A 24645-nucleotide genomic window follows, 5' to 3' on the forward strand; every position below is an offset into this window, starting at 1 on the left:
TGGTCAGGAAACCATGGAACTTACCGTGCAGGATGATATGCGGCCCCTTGGCTCTCCTGTCGGGTGCGCCAAACCTCGAAAATCGTCGGAATCAGAGCATCTTAAAGGTGCGGGTGGAATTTCGCGTGGCACAGGCGAGGCACACGAGGACCAATCTCAAGATAGTCTTTCCGATTGTCTTCAAGAGGATGGGGCAGATGGTCGTCGTCGCCTTACACATGAGGGACGAGATCAGTCGTCCCTCTCGATTATCAACGGCGCGAGAGCAGGCACAGGATACTCTACCCTCGTAATCGCTTCGTAGAGAGCAGAAATTGGAAACCCACTTCCATAGAAATCACCTACCGAAGCACCACCAGAACCACCTCCCGTCCAACCTCCGAGGGTATAAGTAAGCTCCCGGTCAACACGACCAGCGCGCATGGCATCGCGAAAGTTGTGTCGAAAGCTATGAAAGGCTGTTCGATCCTGCTTCGCGCCCACCTTGATAAGGTATCGCGCGAACCACTTCGAGAAGTAGGCCGACGCGTAGCCAAATCTGTCGAGAGGAAGCTCTGGCCATAAGCGGCTTTCATTCGCTCTCTTCGTTCTGTGCCAGTGTTCAAGGAGGCGGGCTCGGATCAGCGCAGGGTGGATCGGAATGACGCGCTCGCTGGATGCGGTTTTAACCCGCTTGCCGAGTGCGGTATCTGCCTTAACGACGAAGCAGTGCACACCATCGATCTCAACGATGTCATCCACCGTCTGTTGGCAGATTTCGTTCTGCCGTTGGCCGCTGAACAACGCGATCAACGGAACATAGAAGTGCGCCGGAGACTCTGGCCTTGTGCGACCTGCAATGATGGAGAGCAAATCGGCGTAGGGTTCTCCTTGGAAGATGGCGTCCAATTGGTCGATTGAGAATGGCAGCCGCTTTTCTCTGGCCGGAATGGGGTCTGCTATGCGGAGGCCGCGCACCGGATTCCGGGTGGCAAACTCCTCTTTCACGAGCCAGTTCATCATTCCAGCCCAACGCGTCAGATACCCATTGCAATTGGACGCGGCCATTTTTTGAACGGCGTGTTTCTGTCCCAGTTCTATCGCCTCAAAAGGCGTCGCACCGGGCCAACGCCGTTCGTAGTGTCTCGGCAACTGCTGCAACACTTCCATCACCCGACGACAGTCCTGCCGAGCGATGTCAGTAACCAGCTTGTCCTTGCCGAGGACGGCAACCACAAGATTTCTCACAGTCTCGTAAGCCAGCATCGTCTTTCGGGTCCGGGCACTACCGGGATCGGATAGATACCGGTTCCACGCGTCGTAGATCGTCAAACTGTTGGTTGGAGCGATGAATACGCTTGGCGCCATACTGGCCGAAGGTGGCCCATGCGCTGACCAAGTCGCTGCGCCGTCCCGCCGTGCGGATTCGAATGCTTCTGCAATCTCGAACGCCATTGCTCGACCCCTTGGGAGAGCTTCCGGATAGGAGGCGGTCTTCAACGACCGATTGATGTGAGTCTTTCCGACAATGGCCACGAGATCGGATGGGACACGAACTCTGAATTGATAGATTCCGCCTCGGCGCCAAAGACCAGACAGCCGCTTGTGATACACGGTAAGGCGACGACGACCATCTGCCCCATCCTCTTGAAGACAATCGGAAAGACTATCTTGAGATTGGTCCTCGTGTGCCTCGCCTGTGCCACGCGAAATTCCACCCGCACCTTTAAGATGCTCTGATTCCGACGATTTTCGAGGTTTGGCGCACCCGACAATGCTAAAACTTCTGTCGCAGGCAGTGTCGGGACGTCCCTAACTACTCTGTAAAATCAGGGATTTGTCTTCTACCGTGTTCACGGTTGATCGCCCCCGTTTGCCTGTATTTCGTGTCCCATGTGGGGTCGAAAGTTGGAACAATTTTATGGTGTGTAGAACCTATGGCACTGACAGCATTGAAGGTGAAGAACGCCAAGCCTGGTCGCTACGTCGATGGCCGTGGTTTGTGCCTCTTCGTGAAGGAAAGCGGCTCGCGCAGCTGGGTCTTGCGGATGCAGCACAACGGCAGGCGGCGCGACTACGGATTGGGATCAGCACTCGATGTGACGCTTTCCGAGGCGCGGGACGCCGCAGCCGCATTACGCCGCCAGGTTCGCGCCGGGATCGATCCTGTTGCCGAGCGACGGAAGTCGCGCAAGATAGTGCCGAGCTTCGAAACCGCAGCGCGCGAATGCTACGAGGCGTTGAAGGACGGCTGGAAGAACCAGAACTATCGAAACTGGATTTCCAGCATGGAAAACCACGTCTTCCCGCTGATCGGCAGGAAGCCCGTCGATCAGGTGGACAACACCCACGTCGTCGAGGTGCTCACGCCCATCTGGCTCGAGATCCCCGACACCGCCCGCAAGGTTTTGCAGCGCATCGGGGCCGTGCTCGACTTCGCGCATATTAAGGGATGGCGGGAAGAAGAGGCCGCGCTGCGCTCTGTCCGCAAGGGATTGCCGCGCCAGACCGACAAGGTCGAACACTTCAAGGCCATGCCCTATGCAGAGATTACGGCGTTCATGAAGAAACTGGCGACCGCATCACCCACCACTGGCCGCGATGCCCTGCGTTTCACCATCTACAACGCTGTTCGGTCGAGCGAGACGCGAAAGGCCGTCTGGACTGAGATCGACCTCGACAAGGCGGTCTGGACCATCCCCGGCGAGCGCATGAAGGCAAAGGAAACGCATGTGGTGCCGCTCTCTAAGGCAGCGGTTTCCATTCTGCGTCGACGCTGGAAATTGCGCACGAGCGACGAAGGCCTCGTCTTCTCGAACAATGGCGAGAAGCCCATCAGCGACATGACAATGACCAAGCTGTTGCGCGATGCCGGGATCAAGGGCGCAACCGTCCACGGCTTCCGCTCTGCCTTCACCGATTGGGTCGCAGAGAAGACCGACTTTCCGAAGGAAGTGGCCGACAAGGCCTTGGCGCACAAGCTGAGCAACCAGGTCGAAGCAGCCTATCGCCGCACCGACTTCTTCGACAAACGACGTGAGCTGATGGCGATGTGGGCAGAATTTTTGCGTTCCAATGAACCTTACACGAATTGACCTGCGCACATTACTCTGTTGCACAGAGTTTACTCTGTGATATAGAGTCATCATGGATCAAGAGATTGCAAGGGCCGGGCTAGATGAGGTTTCTGCTGCACGGCGGAAGTCCGCTGAGCTTCGAGGCTATCGAGAGATTGGGTCTATTGTATCCGCCTGGGGGGCGGTCTGGCTGAGCGGGTTTGCGGCGCAACAGTTTCTTTCTGAAAGAGCAGAGCTTGTCTGGGCATTCGGCTGGCTCTTTGCTCTTGGCTGGACCTTCACTCGCCCAAAACGTGCCTCTGACAACAGGTCATTTGCATCGTGGCTGATTGCAGTTTCGTTCGTGGTGTTCTTGCTTGCCATCATTCGCCCCGACGTGCGCACAGCGAGTATGGTTTGTGCCATTGTTCTCACCGCAAGCTACGCGTTGCTTGGCGTATGGCTGGGCAGGCGCTTTCTGGTGCTTGCTGCCGTGGTGCTCATTTTTGCCTGCATTGGTTGGTGGCTACTTCCAGGATGGCTTTCGCTTTGTTTGGCGTTTGGTGGTGGTGCATCGCTGATCGTGGGTGGATTCTGGATTCGCCGACCATGACCCTGGGTAACGAGATTATCCATCAGCAACATCGATTGCGCATCATGGCGGCGCTCGATGGTGACCCTGAGCCTCTGGATTTCGCCACTCTCAAGTCAATTAGTGGGGCTACTGATGGCAACCTTGGGGCTCACCTCCAGACACTGGAGAAGGCCGGATACATTTCATTGGAGAAGGAAGCGGTCGGACGACGAAATCGCACGTGGGCCTCTTTGACACCTGAGGGCAAACGAGCTTTCCGAGATCACGTCGCCTTTCTTGAAGACATCCTGAATTTCAACACCGCAAGCGGGAGCAGCAAACCATGAATGCATGGATCTTTCTTGGAATGGCAATTGCGCTGGAAGTGACCGGCACGTTTCTGCTCAAACTCTCAAATGGCTTTGAGAAGTGGCATTGGGGCGCACTTTCAATATTCTGTTACTCGGCCTGCTTCTGGGTGCTTGCCCCGGCGATGAAGGCGCTCCCTGTGGGCGTCGTATATGCCATTTGGGCCGGTGTCGGAATCGTTGCGGCGACAGCGATTGGCGTATTCGCATTCAACGAAAGGCTTGGTGCCATTCAATATATCTGCATTGTTATGGTCTTGATCGGGGCGGTCGGATTGAGGGTAACGACAACCGCTTGAATCCTCCGCTTGCAGATTCTGCTACCGTAAGAGCATCCGTCGCCTCACAAGCTTGCGAAGGCTGGCAGTGGTAACGCGCGTTGCGTTGCCAATCTTTACCGCTTCCAGTTCACCGCTGGAGATCAATTCGTAGAGCTTCGTGCGCCCAACGCCGATCATGCGAGCCGCGTCATTGATCCTGACGCAGATCGGCTCGACAGGTTTATGGCCGCTCATTCCGCCGGTTCCTCTTCACGATAGTGGGCGGGATCGGCAATCCAGCGATTGATGGCAGACTCGTGCCAGCCCGCGCCGTGGATGCTGATCTTGACCTGCGACGGAAACGTGCCCTCTGCGATCTTGCGATAAATGGTGGAGCGGGAAAGGCCGGTGCGGTCGAGCACGGTCTTGAGGCGGATGATGCGTTCGGTATTCGACATAGGGCATTCTCACTTTGATACTGGCGGCCCCTCGCCGGAACATAATGAGAACTTTTCAACGCAACTCAAGGATGTTGGGCAAACAGAACGGGCTTCACGCGCACCCAAATGCAGCTGTAGTTTGGGAAGCAGGACAACTACGCATCTTTCGGGACAACCACGGACTTGAGATCGGGCAAGCTGATCAGACGCAAGATTTTTCTCACCCGGTCCCGGAACTCAATCCGCTGGCTATGCTCGATGGTTGGCGGCGGTATCGTTGCTGAAAAATGCGTGAGGTCAAACCTACATGATTCGCGCTTCCATCCAGGAGTTAGGGTGCGGCTGGTTTGCGAAAGTGCCAAGACGCATAGCCTCGCTTAGTGTTCTGCCGAATCTGTAAACTAGGTCCAAAAGTTCAGCATCAATTCGATTGATGCACCAAGAATTGACAGAACCGCCACTTTGGAGCAAGCGGCTCGCATGAAGCGGTTTGACGCATATGATTCGGATTTGCTTGTTGCCCTAGCGTCGATTTCGGCGGGCTATCCATTCCGTGGCAAGATCGACGCCCTCCCCTCAGGCGACGTTGCCGTGATTCAAATGCGCAACGCCAATCCCGAAACCGGGATCGATTGGGAGGGTCTTGCGCGTGTCGAACTGCCACGAGAATCTGCGAAAGCATTTCTGCGGCCTGGTGACGTCATCCTCTCCACACGCGGTGGACGCAACTTCCCCTATTACATCGAGGAGCGCGACGAGCAGGTGGTCTGCTCGCCGCATTTCTTCGTGATCTGCGTCAGGACCGACGCGATCCTCCCCCAATTCCTAGCTTGGCAGATGATGCAGAAGCCTGCGCAGGACTACTTCGCGGCGGGCGCGACCGGCTCCTACATCCTGAATCTCAAGCGGGAGGTGGTCGAAAATCTTCCGATCGCCATTCCACCGCTCCCACAACAGCAGCATATCGCCGACCTTGATTTGGCTGTGCGCGGCGAACGCGCGATCCTGACTCAACTTATCGACAACAGAGCCGCCGAAATGACGGCCATTGCCCAAGAGCTGCTTGCACCTGCCTTTCAGCGCCCGGAACAGAGAGCATCATGAACGACCAGATCAAACAGGACGAAGTGAACAAGGCCGTATGGGCCGCCTGCGACACCTTTCGCGGGACGGTCTCTGCCGACGTTTACAAGGACTACGTCCTAACCATGCTGTTCCTGAAGTACCTGTCGGATGTGTGGCAGGACCACTACGACGAATACAAGAAGCAGTATGGCGACACGCCCGAGCTGATCGCGGAGCTGATGACGAATGAGCGCTTCATCCTTCCGGACTCCGCGAACTTCACCACGCTCTACAAGGCGCGGCACGAGCCGGGGAATGGCGAGCGGATCGACAAGGCGCTGCACGCCATCGAAGAGGCGAATGTCGGCAAGCTGCGCGACGTGTTCCAGGATATCAGCTTCAACTCCAACAAGCTGGGCGAGGAGAAGCAGAAGAACGACATCCTGCGCCACCTGCTGGAAGACTTCTCGCGCCCCGAACTGAACATGCGCCCGTCGCGCATCGGCAATCTCGATGTGATCGGGAACGCCTACGAATTCCTGATCAAGAACTTTGCCGCCGACGCGGGCCGCAAGGCGGGCGAATTTTACACCCCACCCGAAGTCTCCGAGCTGATGGCCGAGATCATGGACATGGCCGAGGGCGAGGAAGCCTGTGACCCCACCTGCGGTTCCGGCTCGCTTCTCATGAAGTGCGGACGCCGCGTGCAGGCCAAGTTCGGCGGTTCGAAGAAATACGCTCTCTACGGCCAGGAATCGATCGGCAGCACTTGGGCGCTCGCCAAGATGAACATGTTCCTCCACGGCGAGGACAATCACCGCATTGAATGGGGCGACACCATTCGCAACCCCAAGTTGCTCGATGCCGAGGACCGGCTGAAGCACTTCGACGTGGTCGTCGCCAACCCGCCCTTCAGCCTCGACAAGTGGGGCGTCGATACGGCGGAGAATGACAGGTTCGGACGCTTCCGGCGCGGCGTGCCGCCCAAGACCAAGGGTGACTACGCCTTCATCCTGCACATGATCGAGACGATGAAGCCGAAGACCGGACGCATGGCCGTGGTCGCGCCGCATGGCGTGCTGTTCCGGGGATCGAGCGAGGGCAGGATCAGGCAGAAGCTGATCGAGGAGAACCTGCTCGAAGCGGTGATCGGCTTGCCCGAAAAACTGTTCTACGGCACCGGCATTCCGGCCTGCATCCTGATCTTCCGCAAGACCAAGGCGGACGACAAGGTGCTGTTCATCGATGCGAGCCGCGAGTTCAAGTCGGGCAAGAACCAGAACCAGCTCGAACAAGGCCACATCACGAAGATCGTCGAAACCTATCGCAAGCGCGAGAGCGTCGACAAATACGCCTATCTCGCCACGCCCGAGGAGCTGGCCGAGAACGACTACAACCTCAACATCCCGCGCTACGTCGACACCTTCGAGGAGGAGGAGGAGATTGACCTGGTCGCCGTCCGCGCCGAGCGGCTGAAGCTCAAGGCCGAGCTGGCCGCGCTGGAAGAGAAGATGGACGGCTACCTCAAGGAGCTTGGCTACTGATGGCGGGCGAGATCATTCAGTACCAGACGGAGGACGGCGTCACTGTCATTCGCCTTCAGGCGAGTGATGGCAGCGTGTCGCTGAGCCAGGCCGATATGGCCGAGCTGTTTCAGGTTACACCGCAGGCGATCACCCAGCACATCCGGGCAATCTACGAGGATGGCGAGCTCGATCAGGACGCAACCTGTAACGATTACTTACAAGTTCGAACCGAGGGCAAACGCGAGGTTTCCCGCCAGATTGCGCACTACAACCTGCAAATGATCCTCGCGGTCGGCTTCCGCGTGCGGTCGCTGCGGGGCATGCAGTTCCGGCGCTGGGCATCGGAGGCGTTGAGCGAATATCTGGTCAAGGGCTTCGTCATGGATGACGAGCGCCTGAAGGAGCCGGACAACGACTATTTCGAAGAGCTGCTCGCCCGGATCCGCGACATTCGCGCGTCGGAAAAGCTGTTCTACAAGAAGGTGCTCGATATCTACGCCACCGCCGTGGACTATGATCCCAGGGCGGAGGCGAGCACGCAGTTCTTCCAGACGGTGCAGAACAAGATGCACCATGCCGCCCACGGCCAGACGGCAGCGGAAACCAAGCTTGCGCGCGCTGACAGCGCCAAGCCGATGATGGGGCTGACCAGCTGGACCGGCGAGAAGAAGGGCCGCTTGCCCACCAAGCAGGACGCGCAGGTGGCGAAGAACTATCTCGAAACCGACGAGATGGAGACGCTGAACCGCATCACCGTCGCCTTCCTCGAATTTGCCGAGGCGATGGCGAAGAACCGCAAGCCGATGCACATGGCCGACTGGATCGCCAAGCTGGACGACTTCCTGAAGCTGGGCGATCATGAGCTTTTGAGCGGCGCGGGTAAAGTGTCCGCAAAACGCGCAAGCAAGCATGTCGATGCCGAATATGACCGCTGGCACACCCGTGCGATCAACGCGCCAAGCGCGGTCGAGCAGCATTTCATCGAGGCGACCGCCAAGGTGAAGAAGCTCGCCGCTGACGAGCCCGCCAAGGGTAAAGGCCGTGCGAAATGATTCCGGAGGGATGGAAAGAGGCTCGCCTTTCGGACTTGGCGACAATTCGGAGGGGAGCTGGTTCCCAATACCTCAATTACGTGGAACAACCCGAGGACGGAATTCGCCTGATCCGTATCGGCGACTTCCTAGGCAATGATCCGGTCTATGTTCAGCATTCTCGTCACATTGAACGCTTTATACTGACCGCAGGGGACATCCTGATTGCGGGCACCGGCGCAACCGCTGGGATAGTTTTTGAAGTGCCAGATGAGTTTGAAGGCCTCGCGTTTTCATACAATGCACCGCTTATCCAAGTGGCCGACCAAGCCTCCAAGCGGTATATCTACTATGTGCTCACCTCGAACTTGATGAAGCGCCAGCAAGAAGCGTTGTTCACAGGCAATGCCCAACCATTTTTAGATACGAAGGCAATCGGCGGGTTCAGAGTTCCGCTTCCCAAACGTGAAGAGCGCATACGCATTGCCGAAGTGCTTGAAACATGGGACCGCGCTATCGAGACGGTCGAGGCGCTGATCGCCAACGCCCGCGCGCAGAAGCAGGCGCTGATGCAGCAGCTGCTCCCGCAAGGCACCACCCCACCCAAAAAACGCCTCCCCGGCTTCTCGGGGCAGTGGAAGCAGGCTGCTCTTGGGGAGATTGGAGCAATCTCATCGGCAGGGGTCGATAAGAAAATCGTTGAAGGTGAAACGGGGGTTCGTCTCCTCAATTTCCTCGACGCCTACAAACGCGAGTTCATTCATGACGCTGATCTCGAGCACGTCGTCACCGCACCGAAGGCAAAAATTCAGGGCTGTAGCGTAAACAAGGGAGACGTGTTCTTCACGCCGTCCTCAGAAACACGGGATGATATCGCTCTCGCAGCCGTTGCGGCTGAAGACATGCCGGGCGTGGTCTATAGCTATCATGTTGTGCGCTTTCGGCCGACCAAGAGACTCGATCTGAATTTCAGCGCGTTCCTGTTTCAGACCGACGACTTCAAGCGACAAGCTTATCGGTTGGGGGATGGCAGCGGGCAACGCTACGTCATCTCGCAGTCCAACTTCCGCAAGATGCAGGTTTCACTCCCAGATATTGAGGAGCAAGCCGCCATCGGCTCGCTACTTGCTGAGCATTCGAAAAGCATTGCCGAATACGAAACACAGCTGAGCGCCCTCCGCCAGGAAAAGGCCGCGCTGATGCAGCAACTGCTCACCGGAAAACGGCGGGTCAAAGCCCCGGAAAGCGAGGTGGCCTGATGCCGCTGATGACTTTCGCAGAAGCAATCGAGGATTCCGACCAGTACTCTAAGCGGCACCTGCTGCTCGGCAACGGCTTCAGCATCGCTTGCCGTGCTGACATCTTTCACTACGGATCGCTCTTCGCGCAGGCTGATTTCACCCAAGTTCCCGAAGTCGAAGCCGTCTTCGCCGCACTCGGCACCCAAGATTTTGAGCAAGCGATCCGCTCACTGGAAAATGCGGCCAGAATCTTGCCGCCCTATATCGCACATGGTGATGAGGCCATCGCCAAGATGCTCGAGCACGCTGAGGCACTGAAGGAGATTCTCCTCCAGACAATCGCAGGCAATCATCCCCATGTTCCGCCAGATATTCCCGACGAGAAGTTCTGGGCATGCCGTCAATTCCTCGCGAATTTTCTCGCCGGCAACAAGGCAGGTACGGTTTTCACGCTCAACTACGACCTGTTGCTATATTGGACGTTGATGCATGATGACATGCCGTTCGACGATCCGATCAACTTGGCGATAAATGATGGTTTCGGGAACGACGAGGACGAACCCGATGCGGAATACGTTGTCTGGCAGGGAGAAACGAACGCACACAGTGCCTCCGTCATGTTTCTTCACGGCGCGCTCCATCTTTTCGATTCCGGCAAGGAGCTACAGAAGTACACTTGGATCAGGAAAGGTGTCCCGCTGATCGAGCAAGCACGGGCCGCGATCGCGCGTGACGCCTACCCTCTGTTCGTCGCAGAAGGGACTAGTGCTCAGAAGAAGGCCAAAATCCGGCACAATGCCTACCTCTACCAGGGCTTCAAGCAATTCACCGCAAACGTCCAGCAAGGAAAGCACTGCCTGTTCGTTTACGGTCATTCATTGGCCGAGAATGACGATCACATCCTCAAGCGCATTGGGAAGGGTCGATTCAGAAAGCTCTACGTCGGCATCTATGGCGATCCGCTGACGGACGACAATCAAAGGATCATGAACCGCGCGCATGAGTTGGCTGCGATGCGACCTGACCGTTGGCCGCTCGAAGTAGCATTTTACGACGCCGCTTCGGCCAACGTGTGGGGGGTATGAGTATGAGTTGGAATGCACGACGCGAAGGCTGGACACCCCAAGCCGAGGATGCTCGCGAGGATGGGGACATCGATTATGCGCGGGTAATCCATTCAGCTTCTTTCCGGCGCTTGCAGGGCAAGACCCAAATCCTCAATCTTGGCGATAGCGATTTCTATCGCACCCGCCTGACTCATTCCTTGGAAGTGGCGCAGATTGCTGGCGGGCTTGCCAAGCAACTGGCCAAGAGCTTCCCCAAACACCCTGCCACGGAGCATCTGCCTGACCGAAGCATGATCCAGGCGATCGGCTGCACCCACGATCTCGGTCACCCACCTTTCGGCCATGGTGGTGAGGTCGCGCTCAACTACTGCATGCGGTCGCATGGCGGCTTCGAAGGCAACGGCCAAACCTTGCGTATCCTGTCACGGCTTGAGAGCTTTTCGGCCAGCGCCGGAGCAAACCTGTCTCGCCGCACACTGCTGGGTGTTCTGAAATACCCCGTTGCCTTCTCGCAGGCGCGCAATCCTGCCATTGCACCCAAACTTTTCAGCGGTCCAACGACGCTGGACATTATCGACGATCAAGCCAGCAAGCCGCCAAAATGCTACCTCGATTGCGAACGCGATGTGGTGGATTGGATTATCAACCCGCTGTCCGAAGCCGAACGCGAGGAATTTCAGGCCTGCGATCCGAAGAACGGCAAGCATCACGTACCGCGCCACAAGTCCCTCGATTGCAGCATCATGGATGCCGCTGATGACATCGCCTACGGCGTACATGATCTTGAGGACGCGATCGCGCTTTGCCTGATCGACAAGGAAGCGCTGGCAGCAGCCTTGCAAGATAAGTGTCCCTCGTTTCTGGATGCCCTCAAGGAGAAATATCCCGACGAAAGCGCAAACGACGTTTTCACGCACATGGTCGAAGGCCTGTTCGCCAACAGCGGTACACGCAAACGCTTCATCAGCAGGCTGGTGCACCACTTCATCACCGCTGCTGAGTACGAAGAGAAGGAAGTCTTTTCCGAACCCCTCATTCGCTACCGCGTGGTTTTGCAGCAGCCCCAACGCGATTTCCTGAAGGCTCTAAAAGACCTTGTAGCGGGCGAAGTCATCCTCAGCCCCAGTGTCCAGCATCTGGAATTCAAGGGGCAGACAATGGTGGTTTCGGTATTTGAAGCGTTGCAAGCTGACCCGAAGCGCCTGTTGCCGCGCGACGCCTACGCAAAATTCACGGCTGCCAATGATGATCCGCGCATCATCTGCGATCATGTCGCTGGCATGACGGACATCTATCTCCTGCGTACCTATGAGCGGCTCTTCAGCCCCCGCATGGGTTCGGTGTTCGACAAGCTGTGACCGTGAACATCACCCCCAACACCGCCGAGCTTTACAGCTCCCATATCCCAGCCCTCGCAACGCTGGTTTCGCTGGGCTGGGATTATCTCTCACCCGAGGAATGCCTTGCTGCGCGCGGCGGCAATCAGGGTGTGGTGCTGCGCGATGTGCTGGTCGAGCAGCTGCGGCGGCGGACGTTCGACTACAAGGGGCGGACCTATCCGCTTTCAACCAACGCGATCGACCAGATCGTTCGCGAGCTGACTTCCCCGGCTCTCAACGAAGGGCTGATCACCGCCAACGAGAAGCTCTACAACGCCATCACGCTGGGCATCACCGTCACCGAATTCGTCGATGGCAAGAAGCACAGCGTCACCGTGCCGATCATCGACTGGGCGCATCCGCTGGCGAACAGCTTTGTCGCCAGCGAGGAGATGGAAGTGCTTGCCGTGCCGGGCACCCACACGCGGCGGCCCGATATAGTCGGCTTCGTCAATGGAATCCCGTTGCTGGTGATCGAGGCCAAGCGGCCCGACAGCGGCAATCCCAACAAGTCGATGGTGGATGAAGGCATCAGCCAGACGATCCGCAACCAGGGGCAGGAGGAAATCCCGCACCTGTTCGCCTATGCCCATCTTCTGCTGTCCATCGGCATGACAGATGGCCGATATGGCACCACCAAGACCCCGCGCAAATTCTGGGCGCAGTGGCGGGAAGAAGAGTTTCCCGAGGATCACTTCCGCCAGCTCAAGAACGCCGCAAAGGAAATCGATCCGCGCGCGGCGATCCTGAAGAACCATGTGCGTGAGGTGCGCGACCACTTCCAGCATCTGTGGAGCGACGAGCAGGCCGTGACCGCGCAGGACCGCCTTTTGATCGGCCTCTGCACCCCGGAGCGCCTGCTCGAATTCGTCCGCTCCTACGTCCTGTTCGACCGCAAGGTGGACAAGATCGTCGCGCGCCATCAGCAGTTCTTCGGCATCCGCGCGTTGCTCGACCAGATCAGCCGGATCAAGCCCGATGGCGCGCGCGAGGGCGGGGTAATCTGGCACACCACCGGTTCGGGCAAGAGCTTCACGATGGTGATGCTATGCAAGGCGCTGCTGCTGCACGAGAAGCTGAAGGCCTGCCGCCTGGTTGTGGTGACCGACCGCCGCGATCTGGAAAAGCAGCTGGCAGGCAACTTCCTGACCGGCGGAGCCTTCGGCTCGGACATTGGCTCGAAAGATGCAGGGAAGGCCAAGGCGCAATCGGGCCGCGATCTTGCCAAGCGCATCGGCAAGGGCACCGAGCGGATCATCTTCACGATCATCAACAAGTTCGGCAGCGCGGCGCGCCACGCCGAATGCCGCAACGACAGCGCGGACATGATCGTGCTGGTCGATGAAGGCCACCGCAGCCAGGGCGGCGAGAACCACGAGCGGATGCGCAAGGCCCTGCCCAACGCGGCCTATGTTGCGTTCACCGGCACACCGTTGCTGAAGGACGACAAGACGGCCAACAAGTTTGGTAGGATCGTCCACGCCTACACGATGAAGGACGCCGTTTCCGATGGCACGGTGACGCCGTTGCTCTACGAGGAACGCAAGCCGATCCTCGACGTGAACGAACGAGCGATCGACAACTGGTTCGAGAAGGTCACCGCTGGCCTTTCCGATGAGCAGAGGGGCGATCTCAAGAAGAAGTTCGGTACCAAGGGCGCGGTTTATGGCTCAGGTGATCGGATCAATCTGATCGCACTCGATATCGCGACCCACTTCAAGGAGAACTTCAAGGATCTCGATCTCGGCCTGAAGGGTCAGCTGGCAACTGATTCCAAGCGCTCAGCCATCCGCTACAAGAAGGCGCTGGATGCAACCGGACTGGTCAGCAGCGCCATCGTCATTTCGCCCCCTGATACCCGTGAAGGCCATTCGGAGGTCGACGAGGCAGAGCTTCCCGAGGTGCTGCAATGGTGGAAGGAGAATGTCAAAGGCGACGCCGAAGATTACGAGCGCCAGGTGATCGAGGATTTCTCGACAGAGGGCCGACCTGACATTTTAATCGTGGTCGATAAGCTGCTCACCGGATTTGATGAGCCGCGCAACGCGGTCCTCTACATCGACAAGAAGCTCGAACAGCACAATCTGATCCAGGCAATTGCTCGCGTGAACCGGCTGCATGAGCAGAAGAAATATGGTTTGCTCATCGACTATCGGGGCATTCTGAAGGCGCTGGATACCGCGCTCACGGAATATCAGGACCTCGCCGAACGGACTCAGGGCGGCTTCGATCTCGACGACATTGACGAACTCTATGCCGATGTCAGCACCGAGTATAAGCGATTGCCCAGCCTCCACGCCGACCTCTGGGCAATCTTCAAACCGGTCAAGAACAAGGCCGATATCGAGCAGTACCGGCAGTTGCTGGTTCCGCAGACCCGCGAGAGCGAGGACGGAACACCTATCGACCTGAACCAGAAGCTCAGGGAAGATTTCTACGAGGCTCTGACAGCCTACGGCATGTGCCTGAAGATTGCTCTGGGATCGCGTTCGTTCTTCGAAGACACATCAATCACCGAAGGACAGATTGCGGAATACAAACGAGACCTCAAGTTCTTCACTAACCTGCGCAAGATCGTGAAGCAGGACGCACAGGAAACCGTCGACTACAGCGCCTACGAGGATCAGATCAGGAGACTGGTCGATCGCTATGTCGTGGGCGAGGATGTGGAGAACGTGGACGGAGTTCTGATCGTCAACGAGCTTGGAAATCAGCAGGCCGCCGAAACCTGGTCCCCTGAGAAAACACGCAACGAAACTGACATCATCCGATCCAGAGTCCGCAAGACGATCGAGCAGGAACTGGCCGACGATCCCTATGCGCAGCTGTTCTTTTCCGATCTGCTCAAGCGGGCCATTGCGGAAGCATCTGCGCTTTTCGACCACCCTTACAAGCAATACATCTTGTTCAAGGATTTGGAGGAAAAGCTCGCCTCCAAGTCCATCGATGACCTGCCTAAACGCCTCGCAGGTCACCGCCATGCGAGCGCCTATTTCGGGATTATCCGGTTGGAGATAGGGGACGAGCTCGCAAAGGGGGATGAGCAAGAAGAATTCATCCAGGCAGCGCTGGACATGGAGAAGTCCGTCGAGAGTGCCATTGCAGAAAACTCGTTGAACCCGGCAAACATTGAAGCGGCTATCCGAAAAGCTTTGTTGCCGCGCCTGTTCGGCCTGACCGGCTTGGACAAGGCAAAGATTATTACCGAGAAGGTTGTCGAGGTAACCCGCATTGGCCTTGCTCGTGGAAGTGGCGCAAAAGCATGATTGTGCGATACGGCGATCAAGAGGTGTCGTGCCTCGTTCGACAAACCGCAGCTGTCACGGGCCGCATCCGCATCCATGTTTACCCCAATGGTGATGTCGAAATCGAAGCGCCCAGCGATAAGGAAACGGGTCAGATCAGGGCGGCGGCCCAGCGACGCGCAAGATGGATATTCCAGCACCGAAACGCAGCGATCGCCGCGCAGCGAATAGCGCTACCGCGTGAATATGTGAGCGGCGAGACACACTTCTATCTAGGGCGGCGGCATAAGCTTATCGTCAATGAAAGCAGCGTGCAGCCATCTGAAGTCAAACTTTTGCGAGGCAAGCTCGTTGTAACCTTGCCAGTGGCTGATCGAGCCGCCGTCAGACGCAGGTTGAATGCATGGTATGGTGCGCGCGCAGAGGAATACCTGAGCGACAAATTTTCGGAAATCTCAGGCCGGTTGAATTGGATCGAAGCACGCCCACCGCTGAAACTTATGCGCATGAGGACGCAATGGGGCAGCTGTTCCCCGGACGGGGTGATTTACTTGAACCCCGCACTCATACGCGCACCACGTCATTGCATTGAATACGTCATTTTCCACGAACTCTGTCATCTAGTCGAACACAACCACAGCAAGCGCTTCTTCGGCTTGCTCACCAAGCAGATGCCCACATGGGAGGGCGCAAAACGGGAGCTGGACTCGCTCGCCGAATTGGTCCTCGCGGGACACGAACCAGCGTTTGATCGGACGGTATTGCATCAATAGCTCAACCTCTGCGCTTATGGGTTTTCAGCTTCGAACGCCCGTTTGCCCTTGCGCCGGAACAGCACCAGCGCCTGCGCTCCGTCAGGCCCGCGCAACTTGGCGGCGACAGTGAGAAACGCGCCGTAGAGTGCGGCGCGATCATCGTCGGTCAGCTCGACCAGATCGGCTTTTGAAACGAGGCCACCCAGCTCGATCAGTTGCCGGGTCCGTTCGCGTCGTTTGACCTGCCATTCGCGCATGTCGGTTCTTGCCTTTGCCGCCTCAAGCCGATGCCGCGCCGCCGTCGAGCGGAAGAGTGCCTTCCGGCTGCTGGCGAGGTCCGCCCGAAGTGTTGCGTTGTTTGCCCTGAAAGAAGGCCGCGCCGCGCTTGCGCCAGCCCTCCCCTGTCGCCTTGTCTGCATTTGCGGCAGCTTCAAGCAGCGCGCCCGCAAGGGTCTCGACATCGAGCGTGTCGGCACCGGTCGCCGTAACAAGCGCGCCGAGGTCGCGCACGCGACGTTCCTTCAACTGCTTTGCCTTGTCGGCAAGGGCCTTCAGTTCGGAATCAAAATCGCGGGGTTTGCGCATGTGTTGTCTCCATCATTGGTGTGATGGAGCCATGATAATCGTGACCATAATCCAATGCAGTAAGGTCGCCGGGACAGTGTGAAACCGCCTAGTCCCGATCAGGATTTTATCATGAGAGGGCGCGCTTATACGTCGTGCCGACGCAGGCTTTGGGGTGTAACTGGATTGCCGACATGGCAATCTTTCACTTCAGCGCAAAGGTCATCGGACGGTCGAGCGGACGCAGTGCCGTTGCGGCTGCGGCCTATCGTGCAGGCGAGCGGCTCCACGATGAACGCATCGATAGAACCCATGATTTCACCAACAAGGCAGGCGTACTCCATTCCGAAGTGATGTTGCCCAAAGGCGCGCCCGAAGCCTTCGCCGACCGGGCGACTTTGTGGAACGCGGTCGAGGCCGCCGAGAAGCGCAAGGATGCCCAGCTTGCACGCGAGGTCGAGTTTGCCCTGCCGCGTGAGCTGGCGAAGAAGGACAACATCAAGCTGGCGCGCGAGTTCGTCAAAGCCGAGTTCGTCGAGAAAGGCATGATCGCCGATCTCAATGTCCATTGGGATATCGGCGAGGACGGCAAGGCCAAGCCTCACGCGCATGTCATGCTCACGATGCGCGAAGTCACGAAGGACGGCTTTGGCGCAAAAGTCCGCGACTGGAACAAGACCACGCTCATCGAACAATGGCGCGAGCGCTGGGCCGATCATGTCAACCGCGCTCTGGCGGAACGCGACATTGATGCGCGCATCGATCACCGCAGCCTGGAAGCGCAGGGCATTGCGCTGGAGCCGCAGGACAAGATCGGCCCCGCAGCCTCACGCATTCGCGGGCGCGGGCTGGAAGCCGAACGGATCGAGGAACACCGCGCAATCGCCCAGCGCAATGGCCAGCGGATCATCGCCAACCCTGCGCTCGCCTTGGATGCGATCACGCACCAGCAAGCGACGTTCACCAAGCGCGACCTTGCCGCATTCGTTCACCGCCACAGCGACGGCAAGGAACAGTTCGACGCGGCCTACAATGCGGTGCGCGGCTCCACCAATTTGATTGCCCTTGGCCAGGATGGGCGCGGGCAGGACCGCTTCACTTCGCGCGCGATGATCGAGACCGAACAGCGCCTGCACCGCGCCGCCGACGCGATGGCCCAGCGCACCGGTCACGCCGTCAATGATGTGCAGCGGTACGCCGCTTTCGCCAATGCTGCGAAGCGCGGCCTCGTGCTTTCAGGCGAGCAGAAATCTGCCTTCGAGCACGTCACTAAGAAGAGCGGCCTTGCCGTGGTCGTCGGCTATGCCGGGACCGGCAAAAGCGCGATGCTGGGCGTAGCGCGCGAGGCATGGGAAAGCGCGGGCTACACTGTACGCGGCGCAGCACTGTCCGGCATTGCCGCCGAGGGGTTGGAAAACGGCTCCGGCATCGCATCGCGCACCATTGCCAGCTTGGAACATCAATGGGGCAAAGGGCGCGAGCAGCTCACTTCCCGCGACGTGCTCGTCATCGACGAAGCGGGCATGGTCGGCACGCGCCAGATGGAGCGCGTGCTTTCCCATGCCGCCAGAGCGGGGGCGAAAGTTGTCCTAGTTGGCGACCAGCAGCAGCTTCAGGCTATCGAAGCAGGCGCAGCCTTCCGGGCAATCCACGAACGCCACGGTGGTGTCGAGATCACCGAGGTCCGCCGCCAGCTTTCGGCCTGGCAGCAGGATGCAACCCGGCATCTCGCCACGGGCCGAACCGGCGAAGCGGTCCGCACCTATGAAGAATACGGCATGGTCCATGCCGCCGACACGCGCGAGACCGCGCGGGCAGTACTGATCGAGCGCTGGGATCGGGAACGCCAGAACAGCCCTGACGACAGCCGGATCATTCTCACCCACACCAATGGCGAGGTGCGCGAGCTGAACGAGATGGCGCGCGAAAAGATGCGCGAGGCTGGCGCACTGGGTGCCGAGGCCGCGATCAAGGCGGCGCGCGGCGAACGCCAGTTTGCATCGGGCGACCGCATTATCTTCCTGCGCAACGAGCGCGGGCTTGGGGTCAAGAACGGGTCGCTGGGCACGGTCGAAATGGCCAATCCCCAGAGCATGTCCGTGCGCACCGATGATGGCTGCGAGGTTGCCTTCGACACCAAGGACTATGCCCATATCGATCATGGCTACGCGGCCACGATCCATAAGGCGCAGGGCATGACGGTGGATCGTGCACATGTCCTCGCCACGCCGGGGATGGACAGCCATTCTGCCTATGTCGCCATGTCGCGCCACCGCGAAGGGCTGGCTCTGCATTACGGGCGCGATGATTTTGCCGACCAGTCGAAATTGGTTCGCACGCTGAGCCGTGAGCGCGGGAAGGACATGGCTGGCGACTACAAGCCCGAGCAGGCATTCGCCGAACTACGCGGCATCAGCTTCCGCGATCGGATCATGGAGATGGTTCGGCAGGTGCCTGAGAAGGCCAAGTCGATATTTGGAAACTTCCGTCCGCAGTCGCGTCAGCTTGAGCCAATCCTGGTGCAGATGAACACGCAGAACGAGCAGCGCCGTGCGGTCGAACGCTATGCCCGTGCGCTTGGCGATATCGGCACAATGCACGCCCAGGGCTTGCCCGTCTTGCCGCACCAGAAGGCAGCGCTGCAGAAGGCAGGAAAGGCTCTCGAAGCGATCCGGCCCCTTGCTGCCGCCGATCTTGCCAAAACGCTGGAGCGGCGTCCTGAGCTGATTGCAGAGACCGCTAGCGGACGCAGCCAAGAAGTCATGAGCGCCATGCAGCACGAAGCCGCCGCGCGCACCGATCCGACGCTGCGATCCGAACGCTTTGTCAGCGACTGGCAGGAACTGAGCGCGGCCCGCAAGCAGCTTGAGCAGCAAGGCGACCGTGCGGGCGCTGCCCGCGTCTCTGCAAAGCTGAACGAACTGGCAAAGGGGCTTGAACGCGATCCGCAGGTCGAAGGCCTGCTGCGCGGCAAGACCCGTGAACTTGGCATCGATCCGAAGCCCGAACGCAGCATCGCAAACGAACTCACCGCAACCCTCACCCGCGAGCGCTCCCGCGCTTTCGACATAGGCATTTAGGAGAAACGACATGCAAGACGACCACATCGAAGAAGTGCAGCTGGACCTCGAAGTCGAGGAACCGCCCGCGCCGGACCCGGAACCGGAGACCGTGACGGAAACCGATCCCGCGACTGAAGCCTTCTCCCGCCTCGAAGGCGAGATGGCGATGGTGCGCCATACGGTCCGGAACATGGCCAGGGAGCGAGCCGACATCGTGATCCCGGACTACACGGCAACGCTCGGCCAGATGGCCGATCAGCTGGCACAGATCTCCAAGACGTTGACCGCAATCGGCAGCAAGCCTGCCATCGAGCTGACGCCGGAAGACATCGCGGTTCAGATCAAGCGCGCCTCGCTCGATATGCTGCGCGACAGCAGCGACCTGCTCCGGCAGGGACGTAGGGACTTCGACAGCGCAACCGGGCAGCTCAGTGCGATGGTGGGGCGTGTCCGCGCCGAGGCCGAGCAGAAGCGGCAGACCTGGCACTTTGCAAGTATGGGGTTGGTTGCCGGCATCCTGCTGTGGTCGATTCTTCCCGGCACCATCGCCCGCGCCATGCCCGAAAGCTGGCAATGGCCCGAAAGGATCGCTCGCAAGGCGGTTGGCGAACCGACCATTTTGGAAGCGGGCATACGGTTGATCCGGTCACAGAACCCGGAAGCGTGGGAAGAATTGGCGGCCGCGCAGCGCATCTTCAGCGCAAATCGTGAAGCCTTCGAACGCTGCATTGAAAAAGCGGGAAAGGTTGAACGTTCGGTCGGTTGCGAGTTTCAGATCGAGCCGCAAGGACGCCCATGAAATTCCTATCCATTGGTTTCTATCCGGTCTCGAAATCTTGCTCGATCCCTTCTCCAGATAGGCTATAGCGCCTCCATTCGCAGGTAAGGCAGGCAAATCGCCTCTATGGTCGCAATTGACGTGTCAATCGCATCCGACACCTCGTTTTCCTCGCCCGCGGTGCGCTTGTTGGTGGCAAACAATGCCCGGCGAATCTTGACCGTGAAATCGCGGTCGGTGCCGTTGTAATCGTCAACGTAGGCGTCGGCGTATGTCCGCACGATATGGAATTGATGGTGCAGCGTCTCGATCGCGTTTTCCAAGTCCTCGCCGAAGAGCGCGCGCGCCATCGGCAGGCAGTCCTCTAGCTTCGTCCGATCATCGAGCAATTGACTGGCCCGCATGTAATAGGCTTGAGCGGTGATGAGACGCTTTTGCTTTTCCTCGACGATGCTGTTTCGCCATGTCGGCTCACTGCTGTTCAATTTTTCTTCTGCTGCCGCCAGCTCCCCTCCAGACATCCATGGCGATCGAAGGTATCCCAGCGCACGCCTCGCGTTGTAGGCCGCGTGCAGGATGACCTCGGCTTGATCCCGATTCCGCTCTGCCAGCTTTTGACGCTTCCAAGCTGACAAGCCCATCCTTGCGGCAGCATAGACGGCGACCGCCCCGCCAAGCGTTCCCACACCTTGCATCATCGTCCCGGTGGCGGCCCAATCAATATTCGTTGAAGATTCCACAAGGCACATCGTCACTCGCCCCTGATTTGATCGCCTGATTGCAGCTCTAGCCTCAATTCAACGATTGAAGAAAGTTTAGCGCTTGATCGACATCGTTCGTCACCACGCATCTATAGAGCTGATCGAGCCTGAGCCTCTGATGTCTAATAGACCGGGTAATTGCAGCCTCGGTGAAAAACGCATCGCAATAGCCCAGCGCCGCAGCCACATGGCCAAAATCGAATAGATCATTTCCGGTCATCGCCTTGCTGCGATAATCCCAACGAAAGAGGGCATTCAGGCAGGCGTGCACATGGATTGTCGGCAGTCGGCTCCGATGTTCCCCGCCTAGCATGGCGTGCACGAGATTGACGGCCATCTGGCTGTTCTGTTCGGAGCGCTCCACATCAGGTCCGAAATTGCCTAGCCGAGCGATAATCTGCCCAAGAATGGGCTCAGCCACCTCAGCGACGCCTCGCAGCTCATCCGACAGCACGGATTCGAACGATGTCATTTCCGCCTGATGGACACGATTGCCCTCATTGAGCTTGTCGGCCAGCGCGGCCATGTCGCGGGTCATATCGAATTCGGTGCGATCAAGGCTTCCAGCGACGGCGGCGAGCGGCTGCTGCCAGACATGATCGAAGAACGCCTTTTGGATGGCCAACTGCGCTTCAGGCGGGAATCGATCGTCGCTCACATGGAAATTGCCCATGGTGTAGGCGAGGCGCGTCCACACGCGCGGCAGGGCTGTCGCGTTCGGTGCAAGCGACCAGTGAATGACAGCCTCAAGCTCATCCTCGGTTCGCTCCGGCTCGGGCATCAATGACACGCCCAAGCTCAATTCCTCGATGACCTCCAAAGTGGCCTGGCGACGGGCATAATCACCGATTTTCATCAGCTCCAAGAATGTCGTCGCTGAGATCGGGCAAAAGATGCGACCTTGGCGTGCCAGTCGCTCTAGATGATGGACTAGCTTTCTCTCGCGCGGGTCGGTGCGGATGCCGCTGCGGACCTCGCGGGCAATTACCCAAAATCGAAGGTCGAGATAGACCGGCGTGCGCTCGGCAAGGTCATCGCTCAGCGCTTGGCAGCATTTCCCAATGTGCGCCTCGATCGAGACATCGGGATGCGCCATGTGATGCTCTATGGAGGCCATCAAGAGCGAATATCACGAACGGAAAGGTGCAACTAACCTTCTCAGTTGGAAGGTAGAGGCGAATCCTACTCGATCTCCTGCTATGACCGAAAATTGTCTCTCAATTTGACTCCCGGGTTCGGGCCAAGATGTCTCGAACGGCCCCAGAATGTGCTGGAAAAGCCCGCACATTGTGTGGGGTCAATCGTAGGAACGCTTTCTCCAAATCTGCCAAAATTTGTTTGAAAGCAATGCACTAAAGCAGTTGACTGGCGCACCCGACAGGATTCGAACCTGTGGCCTCTGCCTTCGGAGTGCAGAGTTTCCGCACAATGCGGGACAACGTGAAACACTGAACCCCCTGAAATAGCAGCGTTTCCTATCTCTGCTTGTTTCCGATAATCCCTGTATGTATTCCATACGCATTCCATACGGAACGGAATGAGGGAATTGGCAGTGGCATTGGACCTAAGCAAAGTCGGCAACCGGGAGCGATTGAAAGTGCAACGCGAGCCGCACTGGCAGCGGCTTCGCGCAGGATGCTTTCTTGGCTTCAGGCCCTCCAAGCGTGGGGGCAAGGGCACATGGATTGCCCGCGTCTATGACGAGGATTCCAGCCGCTATCAGGTGAAGTCGCTAGGCGATTTCGGCACGCTCCCGGGAAACGAGATGTTCGCAGCGGCCAAGAAGGAAGCCGAGAAGCTTGCCGAGCTTGTGGAATCTGGCGGCGAAATCCGCGCCAAGATCGAGACGGTCGCCGATGCCTGCCGTGAATATGCCAAGGACCGCCCGGAAGCCGAGCAACGCTTCAAGCGCTACGTCTATGAGGATTCAATCGCCAAGGTGAAACTGGACAAGCTGCGTCGCCGTCACGTCAAGGAATGGCGCGAGCGGCTAGAGGCACAACCCGCACTGGTGAGCCGGCGCAAGAAGGGCGATCCGGTCGAGCGCGAGCGGGCACCGTCAACCGTCAATCGCGACATGGCCGTGCTGCGAGCGGCATTGAGCAAGGTCCTGTCTCCCGGCGCACCGAATAGCGAAGCCGCATGGCACGAAGCCTTGAAGGCCATTCCCAACGCCAATGGACGCCGTACGCTCTATCTGGACCGCAAGCAGCGCAAAAAACTGATCGAAAGCACCGACGCAGAGGCCGCGCCCTTTGTCCGCGCCCTGTGCCTCTTGCCGCTTCGTCCCGGCGCTATGGCAGCGCTCACGGCTGGCGACTTCGACAGGCGCACTGCGGAACTCACCATCGGCAAGGACAAGACTGGGAAACCGCGCCGCATTCAGTTGCCGCAGGAGGCAGCTCAACTGCTCGCCAAGCAGGCCAAAAACAAGTTGCCAGGCGCACCGCTCTTCATGCGCGCCAACGGCAAGGCATGGGACAAGGATAGCTGGAAGCGGCCAATCGCAACCGCTGTGTCGGCTGCCGAGCTGCCAGCCGATGCCACTGCCTACACCTTGCGGCACAGCACCATAACGGACCTTGTGAGCGCGGGATTGCCGCTACTCACCATCGCACAGATTTCCGGCACCAGCGCTGAAATGATCGAGCGCCACTATGGGCACCTTGCCAGCGATGCAGCGGTCAAGGCGCTTGGGGAGCTCGCGCTGTGAGCGAAGATGCACCCTACCGAGGGAATGGCCCTACCGGGGGAATGAAAGGGAAGGTCGAGGAAAGCGAAGACCTCAAGGCCATTCGCCGAGACAGAGAGATACATCGCCTCGTTCAGGAATCTTGGCAGGATCTCTATCCTGCTGGTGATAGCTTTCGGCGCGACTTTGAAGCGGTGGCAATTGCCGCACAAGATTGGGATGCGGCCACTTCCTTGGAGAGATTTCGCGCATTGCGCATTCTCGTGAAACGCTTCGGCAGGTTGGACACACTGACCCTGACGCTACTGGCGGCCACCAAGTCGATGCAGGACTGGACCCTAAGCGTTCGCAGACGGAAGCGCTCCGAAAAGTCGGATGGCGGGAAACGTGACCGTGAATTTGAGCGCGAGTTTCTTGCTCAGAAAATCGGCAGGGAAGTCTATCAACGGATGGCCGCTGGCCAATCGAAGTCGGAGGCAATTGAGGCGGTTAAGTATGACTACCGCACCGGCGCACCGTACCCCCAGATTGGCAGCTTCCCAGTCTTCTACCGGCCAAAATTGAATCTTCCTGACATGGATGGAATCGAGAAGCTACTTGCCATCTTTCGTCGCAATGCCCGAATGCGCGGCTATGTCGATCCGTCTGCCCCGTACAGCTTAGGCGTTCTGCGAGAACCTGATTTAAGGCTCAGCGACATCCCCACTCGAGGGCGACCACCCAAGAAATAGGCCGCCAGCGGTTCGTCAGGATTCCATTTTTTGGGCTCCGACTGCGGGGCATCCCTAGCTGTGCCCTGAAG

23 protein-coding genes are annotated in these 24645 nt (G+C 58.5%); 16 read left to right on the forward strand and 7 right to left on the reverse strand.

Annotated features, from left to right (window positions below):
• Positions 1-231: 231 nt before the first annotated feature.
• Positions 232-1593 (reverse strand): DUF6538 domain-containing protein, encoded by a 1362-nt coding sequence (locus ABFX23_RS00005; protein ID WP_346031093.1) that lies wholly within the window; start codon positions 1591-1593, stop codon positions 232-234.
• A 245-nt stretch (positions 1594-1838) separates the two neighbouring features.
• On the opposite strand from ABFX23_RS00005, the gene ABFX23_RS00010 reads away from it, so the two are divergent.
• The 4 genes from ABFX23_RS00010 to ABFX23_RS00025 are packed head-to-tail and all read left to right on the forward strand — an operon-like array spanning position 1839 to position 4276.
• Positions 1839-3074, forward strand: a complete 1236-nt coding sequence (locus ABFX23_RS00010) for a tyrosine-type recombinase/integrase (protein ID WP_346031094.1) — start codon at positions 1839-1841, stop codon at positions 3072-3074.
• Positions 3075-3126: 52 nt separating this feature from the next.
• The gene (locus tag ABFX23_RS00015) at positions 3127-3648 is read left to right on the forward strand and encodes a hypothetical protein (protein WP_346031095.1); all 522 of its coding nucleotides are present in this window, start codon (positions 3127-3129) and stop codon (positions 3646-3648) included.
• Positions 3645-3956 (forward strand): winged helix-turn-helix domain-containing protein, encoded by a 312-nt coding sequence (locus tag ABFX23_RS00020; RefSeq protein ID WP_346031096.1) that lies wholly within the window; start codon positions 3645-3647, stop codon positions 3954-3956. The genes ABFX23_RS00015 and ABFX23_RS00020 overlap by 4 nt, the downstream gene beginning before the upstream one ends.
• Positions 3953-4276, forward strand: a complete 324-nt coding sequence (locus tag ABFX23_RS00025) for a DMT family transporter (RefSeq protein WP_346031097.1) — start codon at positions 3953-3955, stop codon at positions 4274-4276. Before ABFX23_RS00020 ends, ABFX23_RS00025 begins: the two co-directional genes overlap by 4 nt.
• A gap of 21 nt (positions 4277-4297) precedes the next feature.
• Here the strand turns inward: ABFX23_RS00025 and ABFX23_RS00030 are convergent, their stop codons facing one another.
• Both ABFX23_RS00030 and ABFX23_RS00035 read right to left on the reverse strand, forming a co-directional pair.
• Positions 4298-4492: a helix-turn-helix domain-containing protein gene (locus tag ABFX23_RS00030; protein WP_346031098.1), complete on the reverse strand. Its 195-nt coding sequence runs from the start codon at positions 4490-4492 to the stop codon at positions 4298-4300.
• Positions 4489-4695 (reverse strand): helix-turn-helix transcriptional regulator, encoded by a 207-nt coding sequence (locus ABFX23_RS00035; RefSeq protein WP_009802104.1) that lies wholly within the window; start codon positions 4693-4695, stop codon positions 4489-4491. Before ABFX23_RS00035 ends, ABFX23_RS00030 begins: the two co-directional genes overlap by 4 nt.
• A 462-nt stretch (positions 4696-5157) precedes the next feature.
• Here ABFX23_RS00035 and ABFX23_RS00040 point away from each other — a divergent pair, with 462 nt between their 5' ends.
• From ABFX23_RS00040 to ABFX23_RS00075, 8 genes are read left to right on the forward strand one after another with little or no spacing between them, the layout of a single operon-like run.
• A complete protein-coding gene (locus ABFX23_RS00040; RefSeq protein WP_346031099.1) occupies positions 5158-5781 on the forward strand; it encodes a restriction endonuclease subunit S in 624 nt (207 codons plus the stop codon).
• Entirely contained in the window at positions 5778-7286 is a 1509-nt protein-coding gene (locus ABFX23_RS00045) for a type I restriction-modification system subunit M (protein ID WP_346031100.1), read from the forward strand. Before ABFX23_RS00040 ends, ABFX23_RS00045 begins: the two co-directional genes overlap by 4 nt.
• Complete coding sequence (locus tag ABFX23_RS00050; protein ID WP_346031101.1) at positions 7286-8320, forward strand: virulence RhuM family protein; 1035 nt, start codon at positions 7286-7288, stop codon at positions 8318-8320. The genes ABFX23_RS00045 and ABFX23_RS00050 overlap by 1 nt, the downstream gene beginning before the upstream one ends.
• Positions 8317-9558, forward strand: coding sequence for a restriction endonuclease subunit S (locus tag ABFX23_RS00055; protein WP_346031102.1), 1242 nt, complete (start codon positions 8317-8319; stop codon positions 9556-9558). Before ABFX23_RS00050 ends, ABFX23_RS00055 begins: the two co-directional genes overlap by 4 nt.
• Complete coding sequence (locus ABFX23_RS00060) at positions 9558-10625, forward strand: DUF4917 family protein (protein ID WP_346031103.1); 1068 nt, start codon at positions 9558-9560, stop codon at positions 10623-10625. Before ABFX23_RS00055 ends, ABFX23_RS00060 begins: the two co-directional genes overlap by 1 nt.
• 2 nt (positions 10626-10627) lie before the next feature.
• Positions 10628-11965 carry an anti-phage deoxyguanosine triphosphatase gene (locus tag ABFX23_RS00065; RefSeq protein ID WP_346031104.1) on the forward strand — a complete coding sequence of 446 codons (1338 nt, stop codon included), beginning with the start codon at positions 10628-10630 and terminating at the stop codon, positions 11963-11965.
• 2 nt (positions 11966-11967) lie between these two features.
• The gene (locus ABFX23_RS00070; RefSeq protein ID WP_346031105.1) at positions 11968-15252 is read left to right on the forward strand and encodes a type I restriction endonuclease subunit R; all 3285 of its coding nucleotides are present in this window, start codon (positions 11968-11970) and stop codon (positions 15250-15252) included.
• A complete protein-coding gene (locus ABFX23_RS00075; protein ID WP_346031106.1) occupies positions 15249-16004 on the forward strand; it encodes a M48 family metallopeptidase in 756 nt (251 codons plus the stop codon). Before ABFX23_RS00070 ends, ABFX23_RS00075 begins: the two co-directional genes overlap by 4 nt.
• Before the next feature lie 14 nt (positions 16005-16018).
• Here the strand turns inward: ABFX23_RS00075 and ABFX23_RS00080 are convergent, their stop codons facing one another.
• Complete coding sequence (locus ABFX23_RS00080) at positions 16019-16243, reverse strand: conjugal transfer protein TraD (RefSeq protein ID WP_346031107.1); 225 nt, start codon at positions 16241-16243, stop codon at positions 16019-16021.
• 22 nt (positions 16244-16265) lie between these two features.
• Positions 16266-16571 (reverse strand): conjugal transfer protein TraD, encoded by a 306-nt coding sequence (locus ABFX23_RS00085; RefSeq protein WP_346031108.1) that lies wholly within the window; start codon positions 16569-16571, stop codon positions 16266-16268.
• 173 nt (positions 16572-16744) lie between these two features.
• On the opposite strand from ABFX23_RS00085, the gene traA reads away from it, so the two are divergent.
• Complete coding sequence (gene traA / locus ABFX23_RS00090; RefSeq protein WP_346031109.1) at positions 16745-19630, forward strand: Ti-type conjugative transfer relaxase TraA; 2886 nt, start codon at positions 16745-16747, stop codon at positions 19628-19630.
• A 91-nt stretch (positions 19631-19721) separates the two neighbouring features.
• Positions 19722-20411, forward strand: coding sequence for a DUF6118 family protein (locus ABFX23_RS00095; RefSeq protein ID WP_346031110.1), 690 nt, complete (start codon positions 19722-19724; stop codon positions 20409-20411).
• Between the two features lie 62 nt (positions 20412-20473).
• Here ABFX23_RS00095 and ABFX23_RS00100 read toward each other — a convergent pair whose 3' ends face one another.
• Both ABFX23_RS00100 and ABFX23_RS00105 read right to left on the reverse strand, forming a co-directional pair.
• The gene (locus tag ABFX23_RS00100; RefSeq protein WP_346031111.1) at positions 20474-21139 is read right to left on the reverse strand and encodes a hypothetical protein; all 666 of its coding nucleotides are present in this window, start codon (positions 21137-21139) and stop codon (positions 20474-20476) included.
• 43 nt (positions 21140-21182) lie between these two features.
• The gene (locus ABFX23_RS00105; RefSeq protein ID WP_346031112.1) at positions 21183-22247 is read right to left on the reverse strand and encodes a hypothetical protein; all 1065 of its coding nucleotides are present in this window, start codon (positions 22245-22247) and stop codon (positions 21183-21185) included.
• Positions 22248-22703: 456 nt separating this feature from the next.
• Here ABFX23_RS00105 and ABFX23_RS00110 point away from each other — a divergent pair, with 456 nt between their 5' ends.
• On the forward strand, positions 22704-23864 hold the full coding sequence (locus tag ABFX23_RS00110) for a tyrosine-type recombinase/integrase (RefSeq protein ID WP_346031113.1): 1161 nt from the start codon (positions 22704-22706) through the stop codon (positions 23862-23864).
• Positions 23865-23905: 41 nt separating this feature from the next.
• Positions 23906-24574 (forward strand): hypothetical protein, encoded by a 669-nt coding sequence (locus tag ABFX23_RS00115; RefSeq protein ID WP_346031114.1) that lies wholly within the window; start codon positions 23906-23908, stop codon positions 24572-24574.
• Positions 24575-24645: the final 71 nt, after the last annotated feature.

It is taken from the genome of Erythrobacter westpacificensis, from assembly GCF_039542285.1.
Lineage (GTDB): Bacteria > Pseudomonadota > Alphaproteobacteria > Sphingomonadales > Sphingomonadaceae > Alteraurantiacibacter > Alteraurantiacibacter westpacificensis.

What these genes read in the sequence shown, in the direction of transcription:
- ABFX23_RS00015 (WP_346031095.1), top strand. Translation starts at nt 3,127, where the DNA reads ATGGATCAAGAGATTGCAAGGGCCGGGCTAGATGAGGTTTCTGCTGCA.
- ABFX23_RS00020 (WP_346031096.1), top strand. Translation starts at nt 3,645, where the DNA reads ATGACCCTGGGTAACGAGATTATCCATCAGCAACATCGATTGCGCATC.
- ABFX23_RS00025 (WP_346031097.1), top strand. Translation starts at nt 3,953, where the DNA reads ATGAATGCATGGATCTTTCTTGGAATGGCAATTGCGCTGGAAGTGACC.
- ABFX23_RS00030 (WP_346031098.1), bottom strand. Translation starts at nt 4,492, where the DNA reads ATGAGCGGCCATAAACCTGTCGAGCCGATCTGCGTCAGGATCAATGAC.
- ABFX23_RS00035 (WP_009802104.1), bottom strand. Translation starts at nt 4,695, where the DNA reads ATGTCGAATACCGAACGCATCATCCGCCTCAAGACCGTGCTCGACCGC.
- ABFX23_RS00040 (WP_346031099.1), top strand. Translation starts at nt 5,158, where the DNA reads ATGAAGCGGTTTGACGCATATGATTCGGATTTGCTTGTTGCCCTAGCG.
- ABFX23_RS00045 (WP_346031100.1), top strand. Translation starts at nt 5,778, where the DNA reads ATGAACGACCAGATCAAACAGGACGAAGTGAACAAGGCCGTATGGGCC.
- ABFX23_RS00050 (WP_346031101.1), top strand. Translation starts at nt 7,286, where the DNA reads ATGGCGGGCGAGATCATTCAGTACCAGACGGAGGACGGCGTCACTGTC.
- ABFX23_RS00055 (WP_346031102.1), top strand. Translation starts at nt 8,317, where the DNA reads ATGATTCCGGAGGGATGGAAAGAGGCTCGCCTTTCGGACTTGGCGACA.
- ABFX23_RS00060 (WP_346031103.1), top strand. Translation starts at nt 9,558, where the DNA reads ATGCCGCTGATGACTTTCGCAGAAGCAATCGAGGATTCCGACCAGTAC.
- ABFX23_RS00065 (WP_346031104.1), top strand. Translation starts at nt 10,628, where the DNA reads ATGAGTTGGAATGCACGACGCGAAGGCTGGACACCCCAAGCCGAGGAT.
- ABFX23_RS00075 (WP_346031106.1), top strand. Translation starts at nt 15,249, where the DNA reads ATGATTGTGCGATACGGCGATCAAGAGGTGTCGTGCCTCGTTCGACAA.
- ABFX23_RS00080 (WP_346031107.1), bottom strand. Translation starts at nt 16,243, where the DNA reads ATGCGCGAATGGCAGGTCAAACGACGCGAACGGACCCGGCAACTGATC.
- ABFX23_RS00085 (WP_346031108.1), bottom strand. Translation starts at nt 16,571, where the DNA reads ATGCGCAAACCCCGCGATTTTGATTCCGAACTGAAGGCCCTTGCCGAC.
- traA (WP_346031109.1), top strand. Translation starts at nt 16,745, where the DNA reads ATGGCAATCTTTCACTTCAGCGCAAAGGTCATCGGACGGTCGAGCGGA.
- ABFX23_RS00100 (WP_346031111.1), bottom strand. Translation starts at nt 21,139, where the DNA reads ATGTGCCTTGTGGAATCTTCAACGAATATTGATTGGGCCGCCACCGGG.
- ABFX23_RS00105 (WP_346031112.1), bottom strand. Translation starts at nt 22,247, where the DNA reads ATGGCGCATCCCGATGTCTCGATCGAGGCGCACATTGGGAAATGCTGC.
- ABFX23_RS00115 (WP_346031114.1), top strand. Translation starts at nt 23,906, where the DNA reads ATGAAAGGGAAGGTCGAGGAAAGCGAAGACCTCAAGGCCATTCGCCGA.